This is a genomic window from Mycobacterium sp. (genome assembly GCF_019247635.1).
Taxonomy (GTDB): Bacteria; Actinomycetota; Actinomycetes; order Mycobacteriales; family Mycobacteriaceae; genus Mycobacterium.
This window is the reverse complement of record NZ_JAFBAR010000072.1, coordinates 18,628-39,880: the sequence shown is the minus strand read 5'-3', so window position 1 is coordinate 39,880 and position 21,253 is coordinate 18,628. Positions and strand designations below refer to the sequence as shown.

Below are 21,253 nucleotides of genomic sequence, written 5' to 3'. Positions count from 1 at the left end.
AATGGATTCGAAACGACGCGTGGCGCGCCTACATCCCGCCTGGTGGACGTTGATCCTTGTCGTGGTCATGGTTACGACTTCTGTGTTGACTCTGCTGGCCTTCAACCGAGACCTTCAGCCCTACGCCAGGGTGACCCTGATGTCGGATCGCGCGGGCCTGGTGATGGAGCCGTATGCAAAAGTGAAGTTCCGCGGCGTCCAAGTCGGCCGAGTCTCGGCGATTCAGCCGGACAGCCCGGTGAGATTGCAGTTGGAGCTGTATCCGACTCAGCTGCAATACATTCCGGCCAACGTGCAAGCCCAGATCACCGCTCCGACCGTGTTCGGGGCCAAGTTCGTTGAGCTGATTTCCCCCGAGGACCCAAGCTCGAAAACCCTTGCGTCCGGCGCAGTTCTGACGTCACGCAACGTCACCGTCGAAGTCAACACGGTATTCGAGAACTTGGTGAGCCTGCTCAAGCAGATTGACCCGGCCAAACTCAACGCGGTTCTGTCGGCGCTAGCAGAAGGATTCCGTGGCAAGGGTGAAAAGATTGGCGAAGCCATTACCGATGCCGATCAGGTGCTGAAGGCAATCAACCCTCGAAGCACCACGATCCGCGCTGACTTTCGATCACTCAAGGGCTTCGCCGACTCCTACAGCGTCGCCGCGCCCGATCTGATCAAGGTACTGGACGCCGCGAGCACCACCAGTTCCACGATCACCGCGAACAGCGAACAACTCGACTCCCTGCTCATCGACGTTACGGGCTTGTCGCGCAGTGGTATCCAGTTGCTCGGCCCCAGCAAGGACAACTTCATCCGTGCTATCAACGTGCTCGAATCGACTACCCGACTGCTGATGAAGTACAACCCGGTTCTCACCTGCACGCTGGTCGGAGGGAAGATCGTGCTCGATAGCGGCCTGCTCGATGCCACCGGCGGCCACAACGGCAAGTCCCTCGTCTCGGACGCGGGCGTCTATCTCGGCGGCGACGTCTACCGATATCCCGAAAATCTGCCCATCGTCGGTATGAAGGGTGGGCCCGGAGGAGCTCCCAGCTGTGGGTCGCTCCCAGACGTTGCCAACAACTGGCCGGTGCGCTACGTCGTCACCGACTCCGGATGGGGGACCGGTATGGATGTTCGCCCCAATCCCGGCATCGGATTCCCGGGCTGGGTCAACTACTTCCCGACGACCCGAGGCGTACCGGAGCCGCCAAGCCTTCGCTACCAAGGCGGCCCAGCGCCGGGGCCCGTTCCGTATCCCGGTGCGCCACCCTATGGTGCGACGTTGTACGGTCCCGATGGCACACCGCTGTATCCCGGTCTGCCCCCGGCGCCCCCGCCCGGCCGTCCGCGTGAACCCGGACCGCCACCTGCGGGCTCGGAACCGTTCACGCCGGCCCATCCCGGGCAGGTGCAACCTACTCCGCTACCGCCGCCACCACCGCAGCAAGACCCACCGGCACCCTGATCACCCAGTAGCGACACAGAAAGAGCAAAGATGCGCGAGAACCTGGCAGGCACCATTTGGCGTCTGTGCATCTACTGCGTCGTCTGCCTTGTCGGAGTTGGGTTGGTATTCCTCGTCTTCGGTCAGTTTCGCTTCCAGAAGGAACAGACCTATTATGCCGAATTCGCGAACGTGTCTGGCTTGAAGGACAGGAATTTCGTCCGCATCGCCGGCGTCGAGGTCGGTCAGGTCAAGTCCGTCGACGTTCAACCCGACTCGACTGTGCGCGTGGAGTTCTCGACGGACGACTCGGTGGTGCTCACCGAAGGCACACGGGCGGTTATCCGCTATGACGACCTAATCGGTGGAAGATACCTGACCCTCGAGGAGGGGGCCGGGGGATTGAAACGCCTCCCTCCAGGCGCCACCATTCCGGTCAGCCGTACGCAGCCAGCGCTCGACCTCGACGCGTTGATCGGTGGATTTCGTCCGCTGTTTCGCGCGCTTAATCCCGACCAGATCAACGCATTGAGTGGTCAGCTGATAACTGCCTTCCAGGGGGAAGGCTCCACTATCGGGTCGGTGCTGTCCCAGACCGCGGCACTCACCAGCACGCTGGCTGACCGGGATCAGCTGATCGGACAGGTCATCACGAATTTGAACACTCTGCTCGGATCCCTCGGCGACCAGGGGCAACAGTTCGCGAAGACGGTCGACTCGCTTTCGCAGCTTGTTGAGGGCCTCGCGAACCGCAAGCAAGACATAAGCAATGCGGTCGCGTACGCCAACGCCGCCGCCGGATCGATCGCCGATTTACTTACTCAAGCCCGGCCGCCCTTGCAGAAGGTGGTGTACGAGGCAGACCGGACCGCTGGAATCGTGGCCGACGACCACGACTACGTTGACAACCTGCTCAACACCTTGCCCGATGCCTACCAAGTCATCGGACGTCAGGGTTTGTATGGGGACTTCTTCAGCTTCTACATCTGCGACATCATCGTGAAGGTCAATGGCAAAGGCGGCCAACCTGTTTACGTCAAGCTGGCCGGCCAGGACACCGGACGGTGTACACCGCGATGAATGCCACCAAAGACAATCGTCTCGTCATCGGGGCCGTCGGCATTGGCGTGGCGCTGGTTGCTATCTTGCTGTCTCTCAGTCTCAGCAAGCTGCCGTTTATCGACCGCGACAAGAACTATTCGGCGTACTTCGCCGAGGCGGGCGGCCTAGCGGCAGGGAGCGTGGTCGAGGTCTCGGGTGCCCGAGTCGGGTCGGTATCCAGCGTGACGCTCGATGGTGCGCGAGTGCTGGTCAACTTTAAAGTATCTCCGGGCATCCGGCTCGGTGACCGCACCGAGGCCGCGATTAAGTTGAAGACGCTGTTGGGCACCAAGCTACTTGCGGTCACACCCCGTGGGGAAGGGCAGCTCTCTGGACCCATACCACTCGACCGAACCACGCCCGCTTACCAGCTGCCCGACGCTCTGGGCGATCTTGCGTCAACTATCAACGGGCTAAACACCGATCAACTGTCGAATTCGTTGGCAGTGCTGGCCAATGAATTCTCTGATATACCAGCGGATCTCAAGGCGGCGGTGCAGGGTGTGGCGCGGTTCTCTCAGACATTGGACAATCGCGATAAGCAGCTGCGGGACTTGTTGAGTAACGCCCGCAAAGTGACGGGGATCCTGGCTGAACGCAGCGACCAGGTCGTCAGTCTGGTGCGTGACACCAATGCACTACTGGTGCAGCTGAATATCCAGAGCAGTGCGCTGAGCCACATTGCCGGAAATATCTCCGCCCTTGCGCAGCAGGTGAAGGGATTCATCGCCGAGAATCGCCAGACTCTCAAACCCACACTGGATAAGCTCAACACCGTATTGGCGATCGTCGACAACCGAAAAGAACGAGTTCAGAAGGCGCTCAAGGGTCTAACCGCTTTGGTTGGCGCGCTCGGCGAATCAGTGTCGTCAGGGCCGTTCTTTAAAGCCTATGTCGTCAACCTGCTGCCCGGCCAGTTCGTCCAGCCATTCATCGACGCAGCCTTCTCCGACCTCGGCCTGGATCCGGCTACCAAACTGCCGTCCGAGCTCAACGACCCGCAGCTCGGACAGCCTGGAACCCCGCCGCTGCCGATGCCGTTCCCTCGCACAGGGCAAGGTGGTGATCCCCGCACGACCATCCCGGGGGCCATTAGCGGCAGACCCGGCGACCAACTCTGCGGGCCGCCTGGTGTGCCGTTGCCCGGTCCTGGCTGCTATCCGCTGAATCTCGAACCGCCGGCGGCTCCGGGCGGACCACCGCCGGGGCCTCCCGCAACAACACCCCCCGGACCACAACACTCCGCCCCACCGCCGTCGGGACCGGTTGAGCAGCCGGCCCCCGGTGAGATACCGCCGGGCCAGGCCGCTCCGCTGCAGGGGCCGGCGCCCATCACCGCACCCCAATCACCCGCGGGAGGTGACTGACAATGAGATCACGCCGTACGAGAATCGCCCTGGGGATCACGCTAGTAGCGGTTCTGATCGGTGGCGTTGTCGCGGTGACCCGGTCAGCGATCGGTGCCGACCGCACGAACGTCGTCGGATACTTCGCTAATAGCAACGGCATTTACGCTGGCGACAACGTGGTGGTCCTCGGTGTGCCGGTCGGCAAGATCGAAAAAGTCGAGCCCGAACCAGGCCGGGTGAAGATCTCGTTCTGGTACGACAGCAAATACAAGGTCCCTGCGGACGCCAAGGCAGTGATTCTTTCGCCGTCGCTGGTGACAGTGCGCGCGATCCAGCTGGCGCCTGCCTATACCAGCGGCCCGGCGATGGCCGCCAACGCGGTGATCCCGCAGCAGCGCACCATGGTGCCCGTCGAGTACGACGACCTGCGTCAGCAACTCGAAAAGCTAACGCAGACACTGCAACCGACGCAGCGGGGCGGAGTAAGCACCCTGGGGGCATTCATCAACACCGCAGCCGACAACCTGCGTGGTAACGGCGCAGACATCCGCGACAGTATTGTCAAGTTGTCGCAGGCAGTTTCGGCGCTCGCGGATCACAGCGCCGACCTGTTCACCACCACCAAGAACCTGGCGACATTGGTCTCGGCGTTGCATGACAGCAGCGACGTACTGCAGCGACTGAATCAGAATTTAGCCACCACAACCGCACTGCTGGCGAACGACCCCACCGAGGTGGCCGACGCGGTGCGGGACCTTAACGATGTCGTCGGCGACGTCAAAAGCTTTGTTGCCGAGAATCGCGATGCTTTAGGTACGACGTCCGACAAGCTGGCATCGGTGTCGACGGCGCTCACACAGAGCCTCCCTGACATCGAACAGCTTTTGCACCTCGCGCCGACTACGTTCCAAAACTTCATGAACATCTACCAGCCCGCGCAGGCGCAGTTGACCGGTGCGTTGGCGCTGAACAACTTTGCCAGCACCACGCAATTCCTTTGCTCGGCGGTGCAGGCGGCCTCCCGCCTGGGCGCCGAACAGGCAGCCAAGCTGTGCGTGCAATATCTTGCGCCGATCATCAAGAACCGTCAATACAACTTCCTGCCGTTCGGCGAGAACCTCTTCGTCGGCGCGTTGGCGCGTCCGAACGAGGTCACCTACAGCGAGGACTGGCTGAGGCCCGACTACATTCCGCCGCCGGCGCCCCAGGGCCCGCAGCCCAACGAGCCGTGGCGCACTGTGCCGCCGCCGCCCAACGGGCCGCTGCCACCGGCCAATGGCATCTACAACTACTTCGGTCACGGTCCGGCCAACCCGAGCGACGGGCAACCACCTTTTGTTCCAGGAAAACCCGAGAAACCGATACCAACCGATCCGGCCACCGGCCTGCCCGGCATGATGTTGCCGCCGTCAGTGTTCGGAGGTGGACAATGATCCGATTCGGGTGCTGGCGAAATCTCGGTGCGGCTCTCATGACGGTGCTTGTCGTCACGGCGCTGTCGGGGTGCGGAGCGCTGCGCGACTTCCGGGGAGCGAACTCACTTCCACTTCCCGGCACCGCAGGCGGGGGTCCGGGCTCCTTCACCATCCATGCGCAAATGCCCGATGTGCGGAACCTCAAACAGAATTCGAAGGTTCTCGTCAACGACGTAACCGTCGGCAACGTGACCAAGATCGAACGCCAAGGTTGGCATGCCCTGGTGACGATGACAGTGGACGGCAGCGTCCGCCTACCTGCCAACGCCACGGCCACTCTCGGACAATCCAGCCTCCTGGGTTCGTTGCATATACAACTGGCATCACCGAAAAGCGTTGAACCTCAAGGAACTCTGCACAACGGCTCGGTGATTCCGCTTGCCTCAACGGGCGCTTACCCTTCTACTGAGCAGACACTTGGTGCGCTCGGCATGCTGCTCAACGGTGGCGGTATCGGACAGATCCAAGACATCACAACGGCTCTCACTACCGCATTCAGCGGTCGCGAACAAGACACCAGAAGCCTCATCGAGCAGTTGGACAAGTTCACCGCCTACCTCAATGACCAGGAAAACGACATCATTTCTGCGACCGACAGCCTCAATAGGGTGGCAGGTCAATTCGCGAGTCAAGAGCCAGTCATCAACAAAGCGCTGCAAACGATTCCGAATGCGTTGGCGGTGCTCAAAGACGATCGCCAAAACCTCGTCGATGCATTGGATCAGGCCGGGAAGTTCAGCGCACTAGCCGCAGACTCGGTGAACAAGACGAAAGAGAGCCTCCTCAAAGAACTAGGTGACCTCGGACCGGTGCTTCAATCACTCGCCGACGCCGGTCCGGCGCTGACCCGATCCCTGGACTTCTATGCGACATTCCCGTTCCCGAAGCCAACCCTGTCCAAATGGATGCGCGGCGAGTACGGCAACCTCACGGTCGTTCTAGACCTAACGCTGTCGCGGCTCGACGGCTCATTCTTCGTCGGCACCCGCTGGGAGGGGCAGTTGACCGAGTTGGAGTTGCAGTGGGGTCGCACGATCGGCCAAGTGCCTAGCCCCTATACCGCGCGTAATCCGCTGATTGCTCCCTACCACTTCGATCAGGGACCGTGACATGCACCTCACTCGGCAAATTAGAATCCAGCTCGCGGTGTTCACCGTGATCGCATTGGTCGCATTCACTGTCGTTGGTTTCAGTTACCTTCGCGTGCCAAGCCAATTTCTTGGCATTGGCCGGTACACCGTGAAAGTTCAGCTGCCCGAAGCTACGGGCCTGTATCCCGGGGGCAACGTCACCTACGAGGGCGTCGAGGTCGGCCGCGTCCAAGATGTGCGACTCACCCGTACGGGCGCGGAGGTGATCCTCAATTTGAAGTCGAGTACCGCGATCCCCGCCGAGAATCTCGGCGCCGAGGTGCACAGCATGTCCGCGGTCGGCGAGCAATTCGTCGCGCTTACGCCGGGCAGCGCAAAAGGACCCCGCCTGAAAGACGGCGACGTTATCCCCGCAGACCGCACTCACATTCCGCCGGACATCAACTCACTTCTGGCCGCAACCAATCGTGGGCTCAACGCGATCCCGCGTGACAACCTGAAAACCGTTGTCGACGAGTCATATACCGCCTTCGGCGGACTCGGCCCTGATCTGTCTCGGTTAGTGAACGGGCTGACTAACGTCTCCATCCATGCGCATAAGAATCTGGATTCGATCACCACCTTGATCGACCAATCGAAACCGATCCTAGACAGCCAGACCGACGCGTCGGATTCCATTCAGGCGTGGGCGTCGCATCTGGCGACTATCACTAAAGAGCTCCAGGACAATGACTCGTCCGTGCGAGGCATCCTGCAAAACGCTCCTGCGGCAGCCGAGGAGACCCAGCACCTGATTGACCGATTGCAACCGACGTTGCCCATCGTGCTGGCCAATTTGGTCAGCGTGGGGCAGGTCGCGGTCACCTACCGCGCCGACCTCGAGGGGCTTCTGGTGCTGCTGCCCGAGGCAACAGCAGTCGCTCAAGCCGTGACGTTGCCCGGCAGAAACCTCAAGAGCAGCTACCCCTACTTCGGTCTCAGTTTCAAGTTGAACCTGAACTGGCCACCGCCCTGCACCACGGGTTTCTTCCCCATCCAGCAGCAACGGCCTCCCTCGTTCGAGGATTACCCGGATCGTCCCCCGGGCAATGTCTACTGCAGGGTGCCGCAGGATTCCACACTGAATGTGCGCGGAGCGCGCAATACCCCCTGTGAGACCCGTCCGGGCAAGCGTTCCCCTTCAGTGAAGATGTGCGAAAGCGATGAGCAGTACGTACCGCTCAATGACGGCTTCAACTGGAAGGGCGATCCCAACGCCACGCTAACGGGCCAGGGGGTTCCCCAATTCGACCCGGGAGACGCCCCTCCGCCGCCGAGCGGCCCAGAAAGTCCGCCCACTCCTCCTGGTCCGTCGCCCGAAAGCGCGGCGCCGCCCCCGGTCGCCGCCGTGCCCTACGACCCGGCCACCGGTAGATATGTGGGCCCGGACGGACATGTCTACACCCAATCCGACCTTGCCACTGACGGCGGAAAGAAGCGGACATGGCAGCAAATGTTAACTCCCTCAACAGGAAATTGAATCAGACCGCCGGCGCTGATACAGAGTCGCCGGCAACCGATTCAGCGCTGAACGATGCGACGAAAGCACCGGAGAACCAAGGCGGCGAGCCGGTGGGTGTCGATGGCGCCGAGGATTGCGACGCGGCGATGGGCAGCGACGACGAGCATTCCAAATGCAGCCCGTCGACGAAGCCAAGTTCACGTGCGCGTCTTACGACGTTGATCAGCTTGGTGACCATCGTCGTGTCGGCGGTGCTCAGCGGGTGGTTAGGGTGGCGGATGTATCAGTCGCATCAGGCCGATTGCCAGCGTCAGCAATTCGTCGTGGTCGCGCGACAGAGTGCGCTCAACTTGACGACGATCGACTGGGAGCATGCCGACACCGACATCCAGCGCATACTGGATTCAGCGACTGGCAGCTTCTACGACGACTTCTCCAAGCGTCAACGGCCCTTCGTTGAAGTGGTCAAACAGGCACGGTCGAAGTCTGTCGGAACGATCACCGCGGCTGGAATCGAGTCTTACTCCGGGGATCAGGCCCAGGTCCTCGTTGCGGTGTCGGTCCAAACATCGAGCGTAGGTGCTACCGAGCAGGTGCCGCGCGCATGGCGCATGCGGATCACGGTGACCAAGGTCGCTGACGGGGCCAAGGTATCCAACGTTGACTTTGTGCGATGACTATTACGTGAAAGCCGGGAGGACAAATGAAGACTAGGCCGCGCAAGAAGGGAACAGCCGCCGTGCAGACCAAGATTGAAAACTCAACCGATCACGACATCGGGCCGGTCGCAACAAAAACGCGCGAGCGCGAGACTGACACGCAAGACCACGACAACGTCGACGAAGTCGATGAGACGGCGGGCGATTCTGAGAGCCAGAATCCCGAACTCGTTGAGCCGCCAGAGAAGCGGCGCCGGGTCCAATGGTCGCGAGTGGTGGCGTACGGACTGTTGCCCGGCCTCGCGTTGCTGCTTGCGCTCGCCGCGGGTTACCTGAAGTGGCAAGAGTCAACGATACACAGTGCGGAAGCCGCTCGTGCCGAGTCAGTCTCAGCCGCCAAAGACTCCACGATCGCCCTTCTGTCCTACAAGCCTGACACCGCCGAGAAGGAATTGGGTGCCGCGCGCGACCGGTTGACGGGCACCTTCCTAGATGCCTACACACAATTAACACACGATGTAGTGATCCCGGGGGCAAAGCAGAAGCATATCGCCGCGGTCGCTACCGTGCCCGCTGCCGCGTCGGTGTCGGCGACCGAAAACCACGCCGTGGTATTGGTTTTCGTGAACCAGGCGACCACCATTGGCGCGGATGCGCCGACCGACACGGCGTCGAGCGTGCGGGTCACGCTGGATAGGATCGGTGGCCGCTGGCTGATCTCCAGTTTTGACCCGGTGTGAGCCCTCAAGGGACAACTGCTGATGCAATCCTCAAATGGTCACCTGCTCCGGCCCAAAGTTCTGGCACACCTGATGCGGCTGCGTGAGGATGTCAACACATCCCTGGCCTGTGACGACGTACGCCGCGCCTGGCCGATATGTGTAGTAGACGACAGCGGGGATGTGGCCGCTGGCGTTTCCGCATTGCCCTGCCGAGTTGTCGCCCTGGATGAACAAACAAACGGTCGAGATGTTTTGCGTGGCGTCTAATGTGCACGGTCCGGGCTCCAGCGTCGCCATGACGAACGTTGCACCCATGTTTTGCACAACTTTTGGTGGCTTGAGCACGAATGTGCACTGGCCATCAGCCCTCGACGGCGATGCGATCGCGACATCAGAACAGCCGACGCCGGCGAGGACGGATATCGCCGTAACCACTCGGGAGGTAGCGTGCAGGCGCATCCCCGAATCGTATGGTGGGCACTGGCTGTGGGGACCCCGCACTGACGGCAATGACGTTTTCACTAGCCGTCAACGGTTGACGTTATGGCGGGCGCCGAAACTAACGTCGGCGGCCATGAGACTAGGTTGATCCATGCCGCTCATGCCATCACTGTGGTCTACCACTTCCTTTCTGCCTAAAGGAGCCACATGAGTAAAACACTCGACCTCGCAGACGCCGACTCAGCTGACGAGGATGTTGACGACGACCTGAACGCTACGAGTGAGGCCACTGCGCAAGTAGGCGCGGAGGCCTCGCCGAGGGCTGCGGCGCCGTGGCTGGCAATAATTGCTGGTGCTGCCGTTGTGTTGGCCCTGGCCGGCCTCACCGGGTGGCTTGGATACCGTCAATATGAGGTCCACCAAATCGACCGGCAGCGAGAGATCTATCTTCAAGCTGGCCGGCAGGGTGCCCTCAACCTGACCACGATCAGCTACGCCGAAGTCGATGCGGACATACAGCGCATTCTCGATTCGTCGACTGGTGCGTTCCACAACGACTTTCATGAGCGGTCAAAGCCGTTCGTCGATGTCGTGAAGCGCGATCGATCAAAGTCGGAGGGAACCGTGACACAAGCTGCCGTGCAATCCATGACATCCGACTCGGCGCGAGTTCTGGTGACAGTGCTGGTCAATACGACAACTGCGGCTGCGCCCCAACCGCATTCGAATAGCTTCCGCATGCGCATCGATCTGCAGCAGGTGGGAGACGACACGAAAGTCTCGAACGTCGAGTTCATCTGAGAGTGTGAGCGAGACAATGCGGGCCGCGTTAACCGCCCATTGTGGGGTTCTCCGAAGATCGACGGTGACTACTCGGGCGGCGGCTGGTAGCCCGCCGCTGAATTCCGCAGCTGCCAAATCAGGGCAGGACACAACAGGTTAACCGCATAGGAGACAAGGTAATTAGCCGCGAACCAGTCGCTTGGGGTCACGCTATGGCGTACATCATCGATCAGCTGGGCGTAGCCTTCCCCCCGACCGACGCTGTCGCAGATCCCATGGCCATAGCCGACTGCGTCATCGTTCGGAAAGTTGTAGTGTCGCCGTACCGCAACGTCGTAGAGATACTCGACTTCTGGCGACGGGGCGGCGTGCGCGTTTGGCGCGGCCTGTGCTGCGCCACCGATGGTCGTAGCCGTGATAAGCACGGCGACCACCCGCTTACCGCCTCTGGCCACCTCCCCGGCGGCGTTCATGCGTTCCCTTCTGGTGCTATCGACGCTCAGCATTATCCACCGAGCTAAACGCGCCGACCGCCGGCTGACAAGCGGCTGAGCCGGTCAAAAACCGAAATCTCGTTCTCGGTGCGAGAGTCGCGAGTTGCATGCGCTCTTTGGGCGAAAGGTATGAAAGTCACGTTTTCGTGAGCAATGCTCAGAACCTGTGGATGAGTCTCGGCGAGGCGGGGTAAGTGGGCGTGGCGAGTCCCCGATACTGAGTCCACATCGCCAACCTCAACATCCGCATCATCGCCCACCGCCACCGGCCACCTCATCCGCGAACTCACCCTCGACACCAGCCGCGACTACCAACCCCAAAAACCCAAAACACCCCCAGCCAACAACTGAGGGTGTTCACTATGTCGCGAGACATCTGACCTCGATGTCTCGCGACATCACATCTGTGTCCGAGGGGGGACTTGAACCCCCACGCCCATTAGTAGGGCACTAGCACCTCAAGCTAGCGCGTCTGCCATTCCGCCACTCGGACCGCACGAACCACATGGGTTGGCAGCTAAGGCTATCGGATCGCCCGGCAGGCGCCCAACCCAGCTCGCGGCGATCCAGCCCGAGCAGTGGTAGGAAAGGTGACTGTGAGCGATAACGTGGTCGAGGTTGTCAGCCGGCTGATCCGCTTCGACACCACCAACACCGGCGAACTCGAGACCACCAAGGGTGAGGCGGAGTGCGCGCGGTGGATCGCCGAGCAGCTCGCGGAGGTGGGCTACCGGCCCGAATACGTCGAATCCGGGGCACCCGGACGGGGCAACGTGTTCGTCCGGCTCTCCGGTCGGGAGGGTTCTCGTGGCGCACTGCTGATCCACGGGCATCTCGACGTCGTGCCGGCCGAACCGGCCGATTGGAGTGTGCACCCGTTCTCCGGCGCTATCGAGGACGGCTTTGTCTGGGGCCGCGGCGCAGTCGACATGAAGGACATGGTCGGCATGATGATCGTGGTCGCCAGGCACCTGAAGCGCGCGGGCATTGTGCCGTCGCGCGACTTGCTGTTCGCGTTCGTGGCCGACGAGGAACACGGCGGCGCCTACGGCGCACACTGGCTGGTGGACAATCGACCCGATCTGTTCGAAGGCGTCACCGAGGCGATTGGCGAAGTGGGTGGTTTTTCGCTGACGGTGCCGCGCCCGGACGGCGGCGAGCGCCGCCTCTACCTGATCGAGACGGCCGAGAAGGGCATGCAATGGATGCGGCTGACCGCGCGTGGCCACCCGGGACATGGCTCGATGGTGCACGAACACAACGCCGTCACGGCCGTCGCCGAGGCGGTTGCGCGGCTCGGCCGCCACCGGTTTCCGCTGGTGCTCACCGACACCGTCGACCAGTTCTTGGCTGCTCTCCGCGAGGAGACCGGACTCCCGTTCGCCGCGTCCGACTTGGAGGGGACGATCGAAAAGCTCGGGCCCATGGCCCGCATGTTGAAGGCCGTGCTGCACGACACCGCCAACCCAACGATGCTCAAGGCCGGGTATAAGGCCAACGTGGTCCCGGCGACGGCGGAAGCCGTGGTGGACTGCCGCGTGCTGCCCGGACGGCAGGCAGCGTTTGAGGCCGAAGTCGACGAGTTGCTCGGCCCCGATGTCACCCGGGAGTGGATCAGGGACCTGCCGTCGTATGAGACCAGCTTCGATGGCGATCTGGTCGATGCGATGAACGCCGCGGTGCTCGCGGTCGACCCCGACGGCCGGACGGTCCCCTATATGCTGTCCGGCGGGACTGATGCAAAAGCCTTCGCGCGCTTGGGTATTCGGTGCTTCGGGTTCAGCCCGCTGAGGTTGCCGCCCGACTTGGACTTCGCCGCGTTGTTCCACGGCGTCGACGAGCGGGTACCCGTCGAGGCGTTGCGGTTCGGCACCGAGGTGCTGACGCACTTTCTAACGCACTGCTAGATGAACCGAGAAGCCAGTCACACGAGAGGACTCTGACGATGACCTTGCCCACCGACCCCTACGATGCGCTGCCCAAGCTGCCGTCGTTCACCCTGACCTCGGATTCGATCACCGAGGGGCAGCCGCTGGCGACACCCCAGATCAGCGGAATCATGGGCGCGGGCGGAGAAGACGTCAGCCCCCAGCTGAGTTGGTCGGGCTTCCCCGAGGGGACCAAGAGCTTCGCGGTCACCGTTTACGATCCCGACGCGCCGACGCTGTCCGGATTCTGGCATTGGGCGGTGGCCAACCTGCCCGCCGACGTGACGGAGTTGCCCGACGGTGCCGGCGACGGCAGCGACCTGCCGGGCGGGGCCCTGACGCTGGTTAACGACGCCGGGATGCGCCGCTACGTCGGCGCCGCGCCGCCTCCCGGTCACGGGACGCACCGCTACTACGTGGCCGTGCACGCCGTGGACGTCGAGAAACTCGACCTCGACGAGGATGCCAGCCCTGCCTATCTGGGATTCAACCTGTTCCAGCACGCCATCGCGCGCGCGGTCATCCACGGCACCTACGAACAGAAGTCGTAGCGCTGCGGAGCCCGCGGGACAACCGGACCAAGCGCGCATGCGTCCTGGTGCTGCCGGGCGGCAAGGCGCGCAGCCACCGGGCGTCCCGGTGGTGGCAATTGGCCAACGTCCGGATGATGTTCATCACGCGTGCGTTGCGCCGTCGACTGGGTCCGGACGTCGAGGTGCGCCGGGTGCGGTACCGGGTTCGCGGCTGGAATAGCCCGCGACGCGATGCGCTGCGGGACGCCGAACAAGTCCTTGACAATGTCCGGCACCGATTCCCGCCGGAAAGCATTGTGCTGGTGGGCCATTCGATGGGAGGTCGGGTTGCTGCGCGGCTGGCGGCAGGCGGTGAGGTGGGCGCTGTGGTGGCGCTCGCACCGTGGTGGACCGGCGGTGCCGGTGACGCGATCCCTGCGGCCACCCGGCTGCTGGTCCTGCACGGCACCGCGGATACCTGGACCGATCCGATCAGCTCGCGCACGCAGACCCTGCGGGCCGGTCAGCGCGGAGTGCAGGCCCAGTGGGTGGGCATCGAAGGCGCGGGCCACTACATGTTGCGGCGATACGGTGAATGGCAGCGCCGTACAACGGATTTCGTTGCCGAATACCTCGGCAGGTTCTAGACCGGAATGATGGAGTTGCTGGTCAGCGGCTCCCCGGTAAGCGACGCCGCGACCTGCAGGGGCATATAGTTCAGCAGCGCGGGAACCAATCCGACGGAATTCATGCCGGCGCCGGTGGTGATGATGGGGATGTCGATACCGAGCACGTCGGCATTGATTGTCGCCGTAATCGGTTGCGGCTGAGCGAGAATCCCCTCGAAGGGCATGTGGACCACGATCGGTGTGCCGGTACCGATGGTGATGGGAGAGTTCAGGATGGGAGGAATAGCCGGAATGACCACCGTCTCGCTCAACGGGATGGTCAGATCCATGACGCTGTTGCCGTTGAGGAGTCCGTTCAAAACGTAGGCCGGCAGATCGAAGAACGCGCCGCCGATCGCTAATGGGCTGCCGGACTGCAACGCGAAGCCAATCTCGGTCAGGCCGCTTGCGAATCCATCCAACGTGGCGATCGGCGGACCGATGACCGCGAGCCCCAACGTTCCCGTTGCCGCGTTCTCCGCGTTGACGAAGTTCTGCGCCATGTGTTGCAAGGTCGAGCCCTGGGGCAATTGCGAGAGCATGTCCTGGGTCTGTTGTTGCATGACGGCGGTCAGGGGGACTAGGTCTCCGGCCGGACCGTGTATCACGAGGTCCGTCCCGTTTCTCAACTCGATCCCGCTGAGGAAGAGATCCACGAAGGCTTGCGGGAGGCGTTGCACCGCCCCGTGGAAGTCGCCCACCGACAGCTCATGGGAGGCCTGCGCGATATCGGAGTTGAAGGTGGGCAGCGTCGTCCCCAAGTCCTGGACGGCGTTGCCTAACGCCGTGTTTTGCACCTGGCTGTACTGGGCTTGTCTGGAGTTGTACCACTGCAGGGTGGCCCCGGGGTTGAAGCCCTGGGCCAACTGCATGGTGTTTTGGACGTCCCCCGGCAAAAGCGCGAGTCCGCCGGGGAAGTTGGCGGCGGCGTTCGCCAAGTTCGCACCGATCAGCTCCGCGTAACCCGCCTGGTTGATCGCGATCCGCTGCAGAATCGGGAAGGGGTGCGCGGCCAGGTCGCCGGCAAGGGCGCCCAGGTTGGCGCCGGTGTTCATGAACAGCGCCGGCCACGGGTCGTGGACCGAAACCGGGTGCGCCGGGGACGTGAACAGTCCCGAGAGCAGACTGCCGAGCTCCTGCAGCCCGCCGGGCAGGGAGCCGAGTCCGCCGGTCAGGGATTGCAGGCCAGCCGCGAACTGAGTCTCCACCAGGGTGGCGTAGCTGCCGTCCTCGAAGCCGGCCAATGCGCCGTTGACGGCTTGGCCGAACGCCCCGAACGGGCCGGTCCCGCCAGTGCCAAAGAGCGCGCCGAGCCCGCCAAAAATCCCACCGGTGCCGCCACCGCCGAGAATGCCTAACAACCCGCCGCCACCGCCGCCACCGCCACCAAGGACCGGCAGCGGCAGGATGCTGTCCGCGGCGTTGACCGCGCCGCCGATCGAGGAGGCGCCCGCCACGACGTGCTGCGCGTTGCCGATTTCTGTCGCGAGGTAGGACGCCGCACTACCGCTCAGCAAGCTCACGAAGTCGGCGTGGAACGCCGCCGCTTGGGAGCTGAGAGCCTGAAACTGCTGGCCATAGCTGCCGAACAGCTGCGCGATCGCCGCCGACACTTCATCGGCTGCCGCAGCCTCGACGCTGGTCGTGGGGCCCGCCGCGGCGGCCGTGACCTCCCCCAGAGTCGACCCGATCCCGGCCACGTTCCCGACCGCGGCGCTCACTACCTCCGGCGTGATCACAAACGACATGATGTTGCCCCCTCGACTTCACCCCCGCGAGATATCACCATCGTCGCAAACAAGCGTTGTACACGTGCGCAAAATCGGACTTTTATTTCTCCAGCACAAAGGCGCCCAGCTACCCCGGCGCAGCGCCCGATTTGGGGGCGGCCGACCCGACCGCAGCGCGCAGCGAGGGGTAACCGCCCTCGTGCAGCCGACGGGCGATGCCGTCGTGAATGTGCTTGGGCCACAAGGCGCCACCGTAAATGAATCCGGTGTAGCCCTGTAGTAGCGATGCACCCGCGGCGATGCGATCCCAGGCGTCGTCGGCGGTCTCGATGCCGCCGACGCTGATCAGGACCAGCCGATCGCCGACCCGGTTGTAGAGCCGGCGCAACACCGAGGCGGCGCGGCGCGCCACCGGCGGCCCCGAAACGCCGCCCTCACCTAGCTCATCGGCCCCCGGCGTGGCCAGGCCGTCGCGGGACACCGTGGTGTTGGTTGCCACGATGCCGGCCAGGCCCAGCTCGACGGCCAGGTCCGCGATGGCGTCGACGTCGGAATCGGAGATGTCGGGCGCGATCTTCACCAGCACCGGCGTCTGTGGGGCTTCGGCCAGCACCGCCTCGAGGATTGGGCGCAGTGACTCGACCGCCTGCAAATCCCGCAGTCCCGGGGTGTTTGGTGAGCTGACGTTGACCACCAGATACGACGCCAGCGGACCGACCAGCCTGGCGCTGGCCCGGTAGTCGTCGACGGCGTCGCCGACCGGTGTTTTCTTGGTCTTGCCGATGTTCACGCCGATCGGCACCTCAGGTCGGTCCCGGGCCAGCCGGAGGGCCAATGCCCCGGCGCCATGGTTGTTGAACCCCATCCGGTTCAACAAGGCACGGTCCGCGGACAGCCGGAACAGGCGCGGCGAGGGGTTGCCGGGCTGCGGGTGCGCGGTGACGGTCCCGACCTCGGCATAACCGAACCCCATCGCGCCCCAGGTGGCCAGCCCGGTTCCGTCCTTGTCGAAGCCGGCGGCCAGGCCGAGCGGTCCCGGGAAGGTCACGCCGAACAATGTGCAGGCCAGCGCAGGATCGGTGGGGCCCAGCAGCCGTCGCAGCAAACGGCGCGTCCAACCGAGAGCGGTGACGCCACGCAGCAGCGCGAAAACCAGGGTGTGGATGCGTTCGGGCGGGACCAGGAACAGCAGTCGGCGCACCGGACCGTACATCACAGGCCTGGTTGGTCGGGCCGCTGGTTCTCCAAGCGAGATTTTCTGCGGCGCAACAACACTCGCCTGCTTCCGTCGGTGTAGAGGCGCACCCGGGTCAGTTCCCAACCGCGATATTCGGCCTCGATCGACAACCGGATGGACGCGCTGAGCCGAGTCACTTCCGGCGGCAGACGCAACGGCGCCCACTCGTATTCGTCGGACATGTCGCTTTCCCAGCTCGCCGGCAGCTGACCTCTTCGCGGGACGGGCCGGTCTGTCACCGGATACCCACCGCGTCCTCGATGACCTGGACCCCGCCGCCGGACCCCGACACCACATACAAGGTGTCCGACAGTTCGTCCAGGGCCAGCGAGTCGGGTTGCTGCACAGTTGGGTAACGCACCTTTTCGACGGGAATTCCGGTGGACAGATCGTAACCAATTACCGTGTTCGAGTCGGTTAGGGATACCCAGGCCATGCTGCGAGACCCGGCCAGGCCGTACGGCGATTGTCGCACCGGGTAGGCCTCCCGCAGGATCAGCGGGTTGACGCCGTACACCAGCAGTTGGCCGCCCCGAGTGTCGGCGACCAGTACCCGGTTCAGCGGATCGGCGGCCAGGGTAGTCGCGCCCTCGCCGGCCCGCAGTGCCTGCTCGGCGTGGCCGTCGGCGCCGATCGTCGTCACCGAGGTCTGCCCGCGATCCAGAACGACGGTCGTATTACCTTGTGTCGCAAGGGCATCAACGCGGGCAAAGATCTTGTTGCGATTGGCTATGCGGGCTGGGACGGCGTGGTCGTCGGCCAGGGTGTAGACGGCCCCGTCGGCGCTGCCCAAGACCAGCTTGCCGTCGGCTCGTCGCGCGATCGCGGTGAAGTCGGTGTGTTCCGCGCCGGTCACGGCCACCTGCGTGGCGCGAGCGGCGTGCAAGTCGACCACGAAGTAGGACGCCCGGGCCGCGAGATAGAGGGTGCCGCGGTCGTCTGCGGTGAGCGCGGTGGCTGGTCCGGGCAAAGTGATCGTGCGCGTCCCCTGCGCCTCACCGAACAGGTCGATGCTCGCGGCGGCGCCCGGACACAGCACCGCCAGCTGGCGGGTGTCGGCATCGAATACCGCCGCTTGCGCGTGACAGGTGAGCGGTCGTAGGAAGCCGGAGGGAACCCGCGACGTCGGTGGCGACACGGCCGGGCCAGCGGGTTCTATCGTCGGCGGGGTGCTGTCGAGTGGGTTCGACGAACACGCCGGCGTCAACACCAGCGCCAGCGTCGGCACCAGTGCCAGCAAAGGCCTTAGGCCCGGGAAATGGCGTCGAGATGGTCTTTTAGGTGCAGGCAGCAACGGTCGGCCCTCGTATGTGGGACATCAGGTCCGAATTCTAAGGAACGTTATTGCATTCAATCTCGCCATGTTGCCCACCCAACGTGATTCACCGGGGGTATCGTCACGAATATGACCGTCACCGCTGACCGGCATGTCGCAGACAGCGAGTTTGCTATCGAAGACATATCCACGGGGATTTTCGCCAGCGGGTACGGACAAGTCGGTGACGGGCGCAGCTTCTCGTTCCACACGGAGCACCGGTCTCTGGTCGTCGAGATTTACCGGCCGCGCCTTGCCGGGCCAGTCCCGCAGGCTGAGGACGTGGTCGCGAAGGCGATTCGCAGCCTGGTCGACATCGACCTCACCGACGAGCGCAGCCTGACCGCCGCGGTGCGGGACTCGGTCGCGCACGCGGTGCCTGTCTCGCGGTAGCCGGCATCCTGCAATTCAGCCTGCAATTCAGCTAAGTCACCGCCGCCGGCCGTAACAGGTACGGTCGTCGTCGTGTCCGCGGTACTGATTCTGTTCGCGACCAGGATGGCCGCCGTGCTATGACCGTCATTCTGCTGCGGCACGGCCGGTCGACCTCTAACACCGCGGGCGTTCTGGCCGGCCGGTCCGAGGGCGTCGACCTCGACGACAAGGGGCGCGAGCAGGCCGCAGGGCTGATCGACCGGCTCGCCGACCTGCCTATCCGCGCGGCGGTGTGCTCACCGCTGCTGCGCTGCCGGCGCACCGTCGAACCGCTGACCGCAGCTCTGTTCCTGGACCCCATCATCGACGAGCGGCTCGCCGAGGTCGACTACGGAGAGTGGACCGGCCGCAAAATGGGCGAGCTGGCCAACGAGCCCTTGTGGAGGGTGGTCCATGCCCATCCCAGCGCGGCCGTATTTCCTGGCGGTGAGGGTTTGGCGCAGGTTCAGGCTCGGGCGGTGGGCGCCGTGCGCGAGCACGACCGCAGGCTGGCCGAGGAGCACGGCGGGGACGCGCTGTGGTTGGCGTGCAGCCACGGGGACGTGATCAAGTCGTTGATCGCCGACGCGTACGGCATGCACCTGGATAGCTTTCAGCGCGTCAACGTCGACCCGGCGTCGGTCAGCGTCATTCGCTACACCCAGCTGCGGCCGTTCGTGTTGCACGTCAACCACACCGGCCCGCGATTGTCGGCAGCCTTGCGTGCGGCACCCCCGAAGGCTGAGGCGGCGAAGGAACAGCCGCCCTCCGGGGATGCCGTCGTCGGCGGCTCCCGCGATTAGCCCGCTGACCCCCCTGGCCGAGCGTGCGTGCCTGTACACGACACGCCGAGAATCTCCGACATTCCGTGCACCTTCGCGCGGCATCCGTGCGGCCACGGATCCACGGCGACGCCGACCGCACGGTATTTTGGAGATGCCATGGCCCGCGCAATTCATGTTTTCCGCACACCCGACCGCTTCGTGGCCGGGACCGTTGGCCAGCCCGGAAATCGCACTTTCTACATCCAGGCGGTGCACGACGCCAGGGTGGTGTCCGTGGTGCTGGAAAAGCAGCAGGTTGCGGTGCTCGCTGAGCGTATTGGCGCGCTTTTGGTGGAGGTGAATCGCAGGTTTGGTACGCCCGTACCGCCCGAACCCACCGAAGTCGATGACCTCAGCCCGCTGATCACTCCGGTCGATGCCGAATTTCGGGTTGGGACTATGGGTCTGGGCTGGGATTCGGAGGCGCAGACCGTCGTGGTCGAGTTGCTGGCGGTCACCGATGCCGAGTTTGACGCGTCCGTCGTGCTCGACGACACGGAGGAGGGGCCCGACGCGGTTCGGGTTTTCCTGACGCCAGAGTCGGCGCGGCAGTTCGCCACTCGTTCCAACCGCGTCATCTCGGCGGGCCGTCCGCCCTGCCCGCTGTGCGACGAACCGCTCGACCCCGAGGGCCACGTCTGCGCGCGCACCAACGGTTACAAGCGCAGCCTGCTGTCCGGGCCCAGCGATGACTCCGACGGATGACGAACGTGAGGTGCTGCGGGACGGCGAGCTGACGGTCCTCGGACGCATCCGCTCGGCCAGTAACGCCACCTTCCTGTGTGAGGCCACGCTGGGCGAAGACAGCGTGCATTGCGTATACAAGCCCGTCGCCGGCGAGCAGCCGCTGTGGGATTTTCCCGACGGCACCCTGGCCGGCCGCGAACTCGGTACATACCTGGTGTCGTCATGGTTGGGCTGGAATATTGTGCCGTACACCATCATTCGTGATGGACCGGCAGGGCCGGGCATGTTGCAGCTGTGGATACGGCAGCCCGGTGATGCGGTGGATTCCGATCCCGCACCGGGCCCCGACTTGGTCGACCTGTTTCCTGCGGGCAAGCCGCGGCCGGGCTATCTGCCGGTGCTGCGCGCTCACGACTACGCCGGCGACGAGGTGATCCTGATGCATGCCGACGACATCGCGCTCCGGCGGATGGCGGTGTTCGACGTGTTGGTCAACAACGCCGACCGCAAGGGCGGCCACATCCTCTCCGGGCTCGACGGCAACGTCTACGGCGTTGACCACGGTGTTTGCCTGCACGTGGAGGACAAACTGCGCACGGTGCTGTGGGGGTGGGCCGGCAAGCCGATCGACGACCCGACGCTAAAAGCCGTGGCCGTGCTCGCCGATGGCCTTGGGGGCCCGCTGGCCGACGAGCTGGCCGGGCAGATCAGCCGTGCGGAAATCAGGGCGCTGCGCCGGCGCGTGGTCGCGCTGCTGGACAATCCGGTGATGCCCGGGCCGAACCGGCACCGTCCCATACCCTGGCCGGCTTTCTGAGGGCCATAACAACTCTCCCAGCGCAGACCTTCGAATCGGGCGAAATCAGTTGCGTACAGCGGACCGTCCA

At 63.8% G+C, this 21,253-nt stretch carries 22 protein-coding genes and 1 tRNA gene; 16 read left to right on the top strand and 7 right to left on the bottom strand.

Annotation, left to right across the window (positions count from 1 at the left end):
* Position 1: 1 nt before the first annotated feature.
* From JO236_RS10685 to JO236_RS10650, 8 genes are all read left to right on the top strand, one after another.
* The gene (locus JO236_RS10685; RefSeq protein ID WP_293329465.1) at positions 2–1,456 is read left to right on the top strand and encodes an MCE family protein; all 1,455 of its coding nucleotides are present in this window, start codon (positions 2–4) and stop codon (positions 1,454–1,456) included.
* A gap of 30 nt (positions 1,457–1,486) precedes the next feature.
* The gene (locus JO236_RS10680; protein WP_293329464.1) at positions 1,487–2,515 is read left to right on the top strand and encodes an MCE family protein; all 1,029 of its coding nucleotides are present in this window, start codon (positions 1,487–1,489) and stop codon (positions 2,513–2,515) included.
* Positions 2,512–3,903, top strand: coding sequence for an MCE family protein (locus JO236_RS10675; protein ID WP_293329463.1), 1,392 nt, complete (start codon positions 2,512–2,514; stop codon positions 3,901–3,903). The genes JO236_RS10680 and JO236_RS10675 overlap by 4 nt, the downstream gene beginning before the upstream one ends.
* 2 nt (positions 3,904–3,905) lie before the next feature.
* Complete coding sequence (locus JO236_RS10670) at positions 3,906–5,318, top strand: virulence factor Mce family protein (RefSeq protein ID WP_293329462.1); 1,413 nt, start codon at positions 3,906–3,908, stop codon at positions 5,316–5,318.
* Entirely contained in the window at positions 5,315–6,469 is a 1,155-nt protein-coding gene (locus tag JO236_RS10665; RefSeq protein ID WP_416362212.1) for a virulence factor Mce family protein, read from the top strand. The genes JO236_RS10670 and JO236_RS10665 overlap by 4 nt, the downstream gene beginning before the upstream one ends.
* Before the next feature lies 1 nt (position 6,470).
* Positions 6,471–7,970, top strand: coding sequence for an MCE family protein (locus JO236_RS10660; protein WP_293329460.1), 1,500 nt, complete (start codon positions 6,471–6,473; stop codon positions 7,968–7,970).
* Positions 7,934–8,629 carry an Mce protein gene (locus JO236_RS10655; protein WP_293329459.1) on the top strand — a complete coding sequence of 232 codons (696 nt, stop codon included), beginning with the start codon at positions 7,934–7,936 and terminating at the stop codon, positions 8,627–8,629. The genes JO236_RS10660 and JO236_RS10655 overlap by 37 nt, the downstream gene beginning before the upstream one ends.
* Before the next feature lie 62 nt (positions 8,630–8,691).
* Positions 8,692–9,351 (top strand): hypothetical protein, encoded by a 660-nt coding sequence (locus tag JO236_RS10650; protein WP_293329458.1) that lies wholly within the window; start codon positions 8,692–8,694, stop codon positions 9,349–9,351.
* Positions 9,352–9,381: 30 nt separating this feature from the next.
* Here the strand turns inward: JO236_RS10650 and JO236_RS10645 are convergent, their stop codons facing one another.
* Positions 9,382–9,792 (bottom strand): hypothetical protein, encoded by a 411-nt coding sequence (locus JO236_RS10645; protein WP_293329457.1) that lies wholly within the window; start codon positions 9,790–9,792, stop codon positions 9,382–9,384.
* A gap of 345 nt (positions 9,793–10,137) precedes the next feature.
* Here JO236_RS10645 and JO236_RS10640 point away from each other — a divergent pair, with 345 nt between their 5' ends.
* Positions 10,138–10,575, top strand: coding sequence for a hypothetical protein (locus JO236_RS10640; RefSeq protein WP_293329456.1), 438 nt, complete (start codon positions 10,138–10,140; stop codon positions 10,573–10,575).
* Positions 10,576–10,643: 68 nt separating this feature from the next.
* Here JO236_RS10640 and JO236_RS10635 read toward each other — a convergent pair whose 3' ends face one another.
* Together JO236_RS10635 and JO236_RS10630 are read right to left on the bottom strand one after the other, a co-directional pair.
* Positions 10,644–11,030: a DUF732 domain-containing protein gene (locus JO236_RS10635; protein WP_293329455.1), complete on the bottom strand. Its 387-nt coding sequence runs from the start codon at positions 11,028–11,030 to the stop codon at positions 10,644–10,646.
* A gap of 428 nt (positions 11,031–11,458) precedes the next feature.
* Positions 11,459–11,544 (bottom strand) — tRNA-Leu (locus JO236_RS10630).
* A gap of 85 nt (positions 11,545–11,629) precedes the next feature.
* On the opposite strand from JO236_RS10630, the gene JO236_RS10625 reads away from it, so the two are divergent.
* From JO236_RS10625 to JO236_RS10615, 3 genes are read left to right on the top strand one after another with little or no spacing between them, the layout of a single operon-like run.
* Positions 11,630–12,958 carry a M20/M25/M40 family metallo-hydrolase gene (locus tag JO236_RS10625; protein WP_293329454.1) on the top strand — a complete coding sequence of 443 codons (1,329 nt, stop codon included), beginning with the start codon at positions 11,630–11,632 and terminating at the stop codon, positions 12,956–12,958.
* A gap of 38 nt (positions 12,959–12,996) precedes the next feature.
* Entirely contained in the window at positions 12,997–13,530 is a 534-nt protein-coding gene (locus JO236_RS10620) for a YbhB/YbcL family Raf kinase inhibitor-like protein (protein ID WP_293329453.1), read from the top strand.
* A gap of 47 nt (positions 13,531–13,577) precedes the next feature.
* A complete protein-coding gene (locus JO236_RS10615) occupies positions 13,578–14,138 on the top strand; it encodes an alpha/beta hydrolase (RefSeq protein WP_293329452.1) in 561 nt (186 codons plus the stop codon).
* Here JO236_RS10615 and JO236_RS10610 read toward each other — a convergent pair.
* The 4 genes from JO236_RS10610 to JO236_RS10595 all read right to left on the bottom strand — a co-directional run bounded on the left by JO236_RS10610 (position 14,135) and on the right by JO236_RS10595 (position 18,420).
* Positions 14,135–15,907, bottom strand: coding sequence for a PE family protein (locus JO236_RS10610; RefSeq protein ID WP_293329451.1), 1,773 nt, complete (start codon positions 15,905–15,907; stop codon positions 14,135–14,137). The two genes, JO236_RS10615 and JO236_RS10610, sit on opposite strands and share 4 nt — an antisense overlap.
* A gap of 109 nt (positions 15,908–16,016) precedes the next feature.
* Entirely contained in the window at positions 16,017–17,102 is a 1,086-nt protein-coding gene (locus JO236_RS10605) for a quinone-dependent dihydroorotate dehydrogenase (protein WP_293329450.1), read from the bottom strand.
* A complete protein-coding gene (locus JO236_RS10600) occupies positions 17,102–17,308 on the bottom strand; it encodes a DUF5703 family protein (protein ID WP_293329449.1) in 207 nt (68 codons plus the stop codon). Before JO236_RS10600 ends, JO236_RS10605 begins: the two co-directional genes overlap by 1 nt.
* A 53-nt stretch (positions 17,309–17,361) precedes the next feature.
* Positions 17,362–18,420, bottom strand: coding sequence for a YncE family protein (locus JO236_RS10595; protein WP_416362211.1), 1,059 nt, complete (start codon positions 18,418–18,420; stop codon positions 17,362–17,364).
* 111 nt (positions 18,421–18,531) lie between these two features.
* Here JO236_RS10595 and JO236_RS10590 point away from each other — a divergent pair, with 111 nt between their 5' ends.
* The 4 genes from JO236_RS10590 (at position 18,532) to JO236_RS10575 (ending at position 21,183) form a co-directional block, all read left to right on the top strand.
* Positions 18,532–18,834 carry a hypothetical protein gene (locus tag JO236_RS10590; protein WP_293329447.1) on the top strand — a complete coding sequence of 101 codons (303 nt, stop codon included), beginning with the start codon at positions 18,532–18,534 and terminating at the stop codon, positions 18,832–18,834.
* 119 nt (positions 18,835–18,953) lie between these two features.
* Positions 18,954–19,658 (top strand): histidine phosphatase family protein, encoded by a 705-nt coding sequence (locus JO236_RS10585; RefSeq protein WP_293329446.1) that lies wholly within the window; start codon positions 18,954–18,956, stop codon positions 19,656–19,658.
* A gap of 138 nt (positions 19,659–19,796) precedes the next feature.
* Positions 19,797–20,384: a DUF3090 domain-containing protein gene (locus JO236_RS10580; RefSeq protein WP_293329445.1), complete on the top strand. Its 588-nt coding sequence runs from the start codon at positions 19,797–19,799 to the stop codon at positions 20,382–20,384.
* Entirely contained in the window at positions 20,368–21,183 is an 816-nt protein-coding gene (locus JO236_RS10575) for an SCO1664 family protein (protein WP_323802152.1), read from the top strand. Before JO236_RS10580 ends, JO236_RS10575 begins: the two co-directional genes overlap by 17 nt.
* The last annotated feature ends 70 nt before the right edge of the window (positions 21,184–21,253 follow it).

Coding starts and splice junctions, on each gene's coding strand:
- JO236_RS10665 (WP_416362212.1), top strand. CDS start 5,315: ATGATCCGATTCGGGTGCTGGCGAAATCTCGGTGCGGCTCTCATGACG.
- JO236_RS10645 (WP_293329457.1), bottom strand. CDS start 9,792: ATGCGCCTGCACGCTACCTCCCGAGTGGTTACGGCGATATCCGTCCTC.
- JO236_RS10685 (WP_293329465.1), top strand. CDS start 2: ATGGATTCGAAACGACGCGTGGCGCGCCTACATCCCGCCTGGTGGACG.
- JO236_RS10620 (WP_293329453.1), top strand. CDS start 12,997: ATGACCTTGCCCACCGACCCCTACGATGCGCTGCCCAAGCTGCCGTCG.
- JO236_RS10655 (WP_293329459.1), top strand. CDS start 7,934: ATGGCAGCAAATGTTAACTCCCTCAACAGGAAATTGAATCAGACCGCC.
- JO236_RS10580 (WP_293329445.1), top strand. CDS start 19,797: ATGGCCCGCGCAATTCATGTTTTCCGCACACCCGACCGCTTCGTGGCC.
- JO236_RS10605 (WP_293329450.1), bottom strand. CDS start 17,102: ATGTACGGTCCGGTGCGCCGACTGCTGTTCCTGGTCCCGCCCGAACGC.
- JO236_RS10610 (WP_293329451.1), bottom strand. CDS start 15,907: ATGTCGTTTGTGATCACGCCGGAGGTAGTGAGCGCCGCGGTCGGGAAC.
- JO236_RS10670 (WP_293329462.1), top strand. CDS start 3,906: ATGAGATCACGCCGTACGAGAATCGCCCTGGGGATCACGCTAGTAGCG.
- JO236_RS10600 (WP_293329449.1), bottom strand. CDS start 17,308: ATGTCCGACGAATACGAGTGGGCGCCGTTGCGTCTGCCGCCGGAAGTG.
- JO236_RS10635 (WP_293329455.1), bottom strand. CDS start 11,030: ATGAACGCCGCCGGGGAGGTGGCCAGAGGCGGTAAGCGGGTGGTCGCC.
- JO236_RS10675 (WP_293329463.1), top strand. CDS start 2,512: ATGAATGCCACCAAAGACAATCGTCTCGTCATCGGGGCCGTCGGCATT.
- JO236_RS10680 (WP_293329464.1), top strand. CDS start 1,487: ATGCGCGAGAACCTGGCAGGCACCATTTGGCGTCTGTGCATCTACTGC.
- JO236_RS10575 (WP_323802152.1), top strand. CDS start 20,368: ATGACTCCGACGGATGACGAACGTGAGGTGCTGCGGGACGGCGAGCTG.
- JO236_RS10660 (WP_293329460.1), top strand. CDS start 6,471: ATGCACCTCACTCGGCAAATTAGAATCCAGCTCGCGGTGTTCACCGTG.
- JO236_RS10585 (WP_293329446.1), top strand. CDS start 18,954: ATGACCGTCATTCTGCTGCGGCACGGCCGGTCGACCTCTAACACCGCG.
- JO236_RS10590 (WP_293329447.1), top strand. CDS start 18,532: ATGACCGTCACCGCTGACCGGCATGTCGCAGACAGCGAGTTTGCTATC.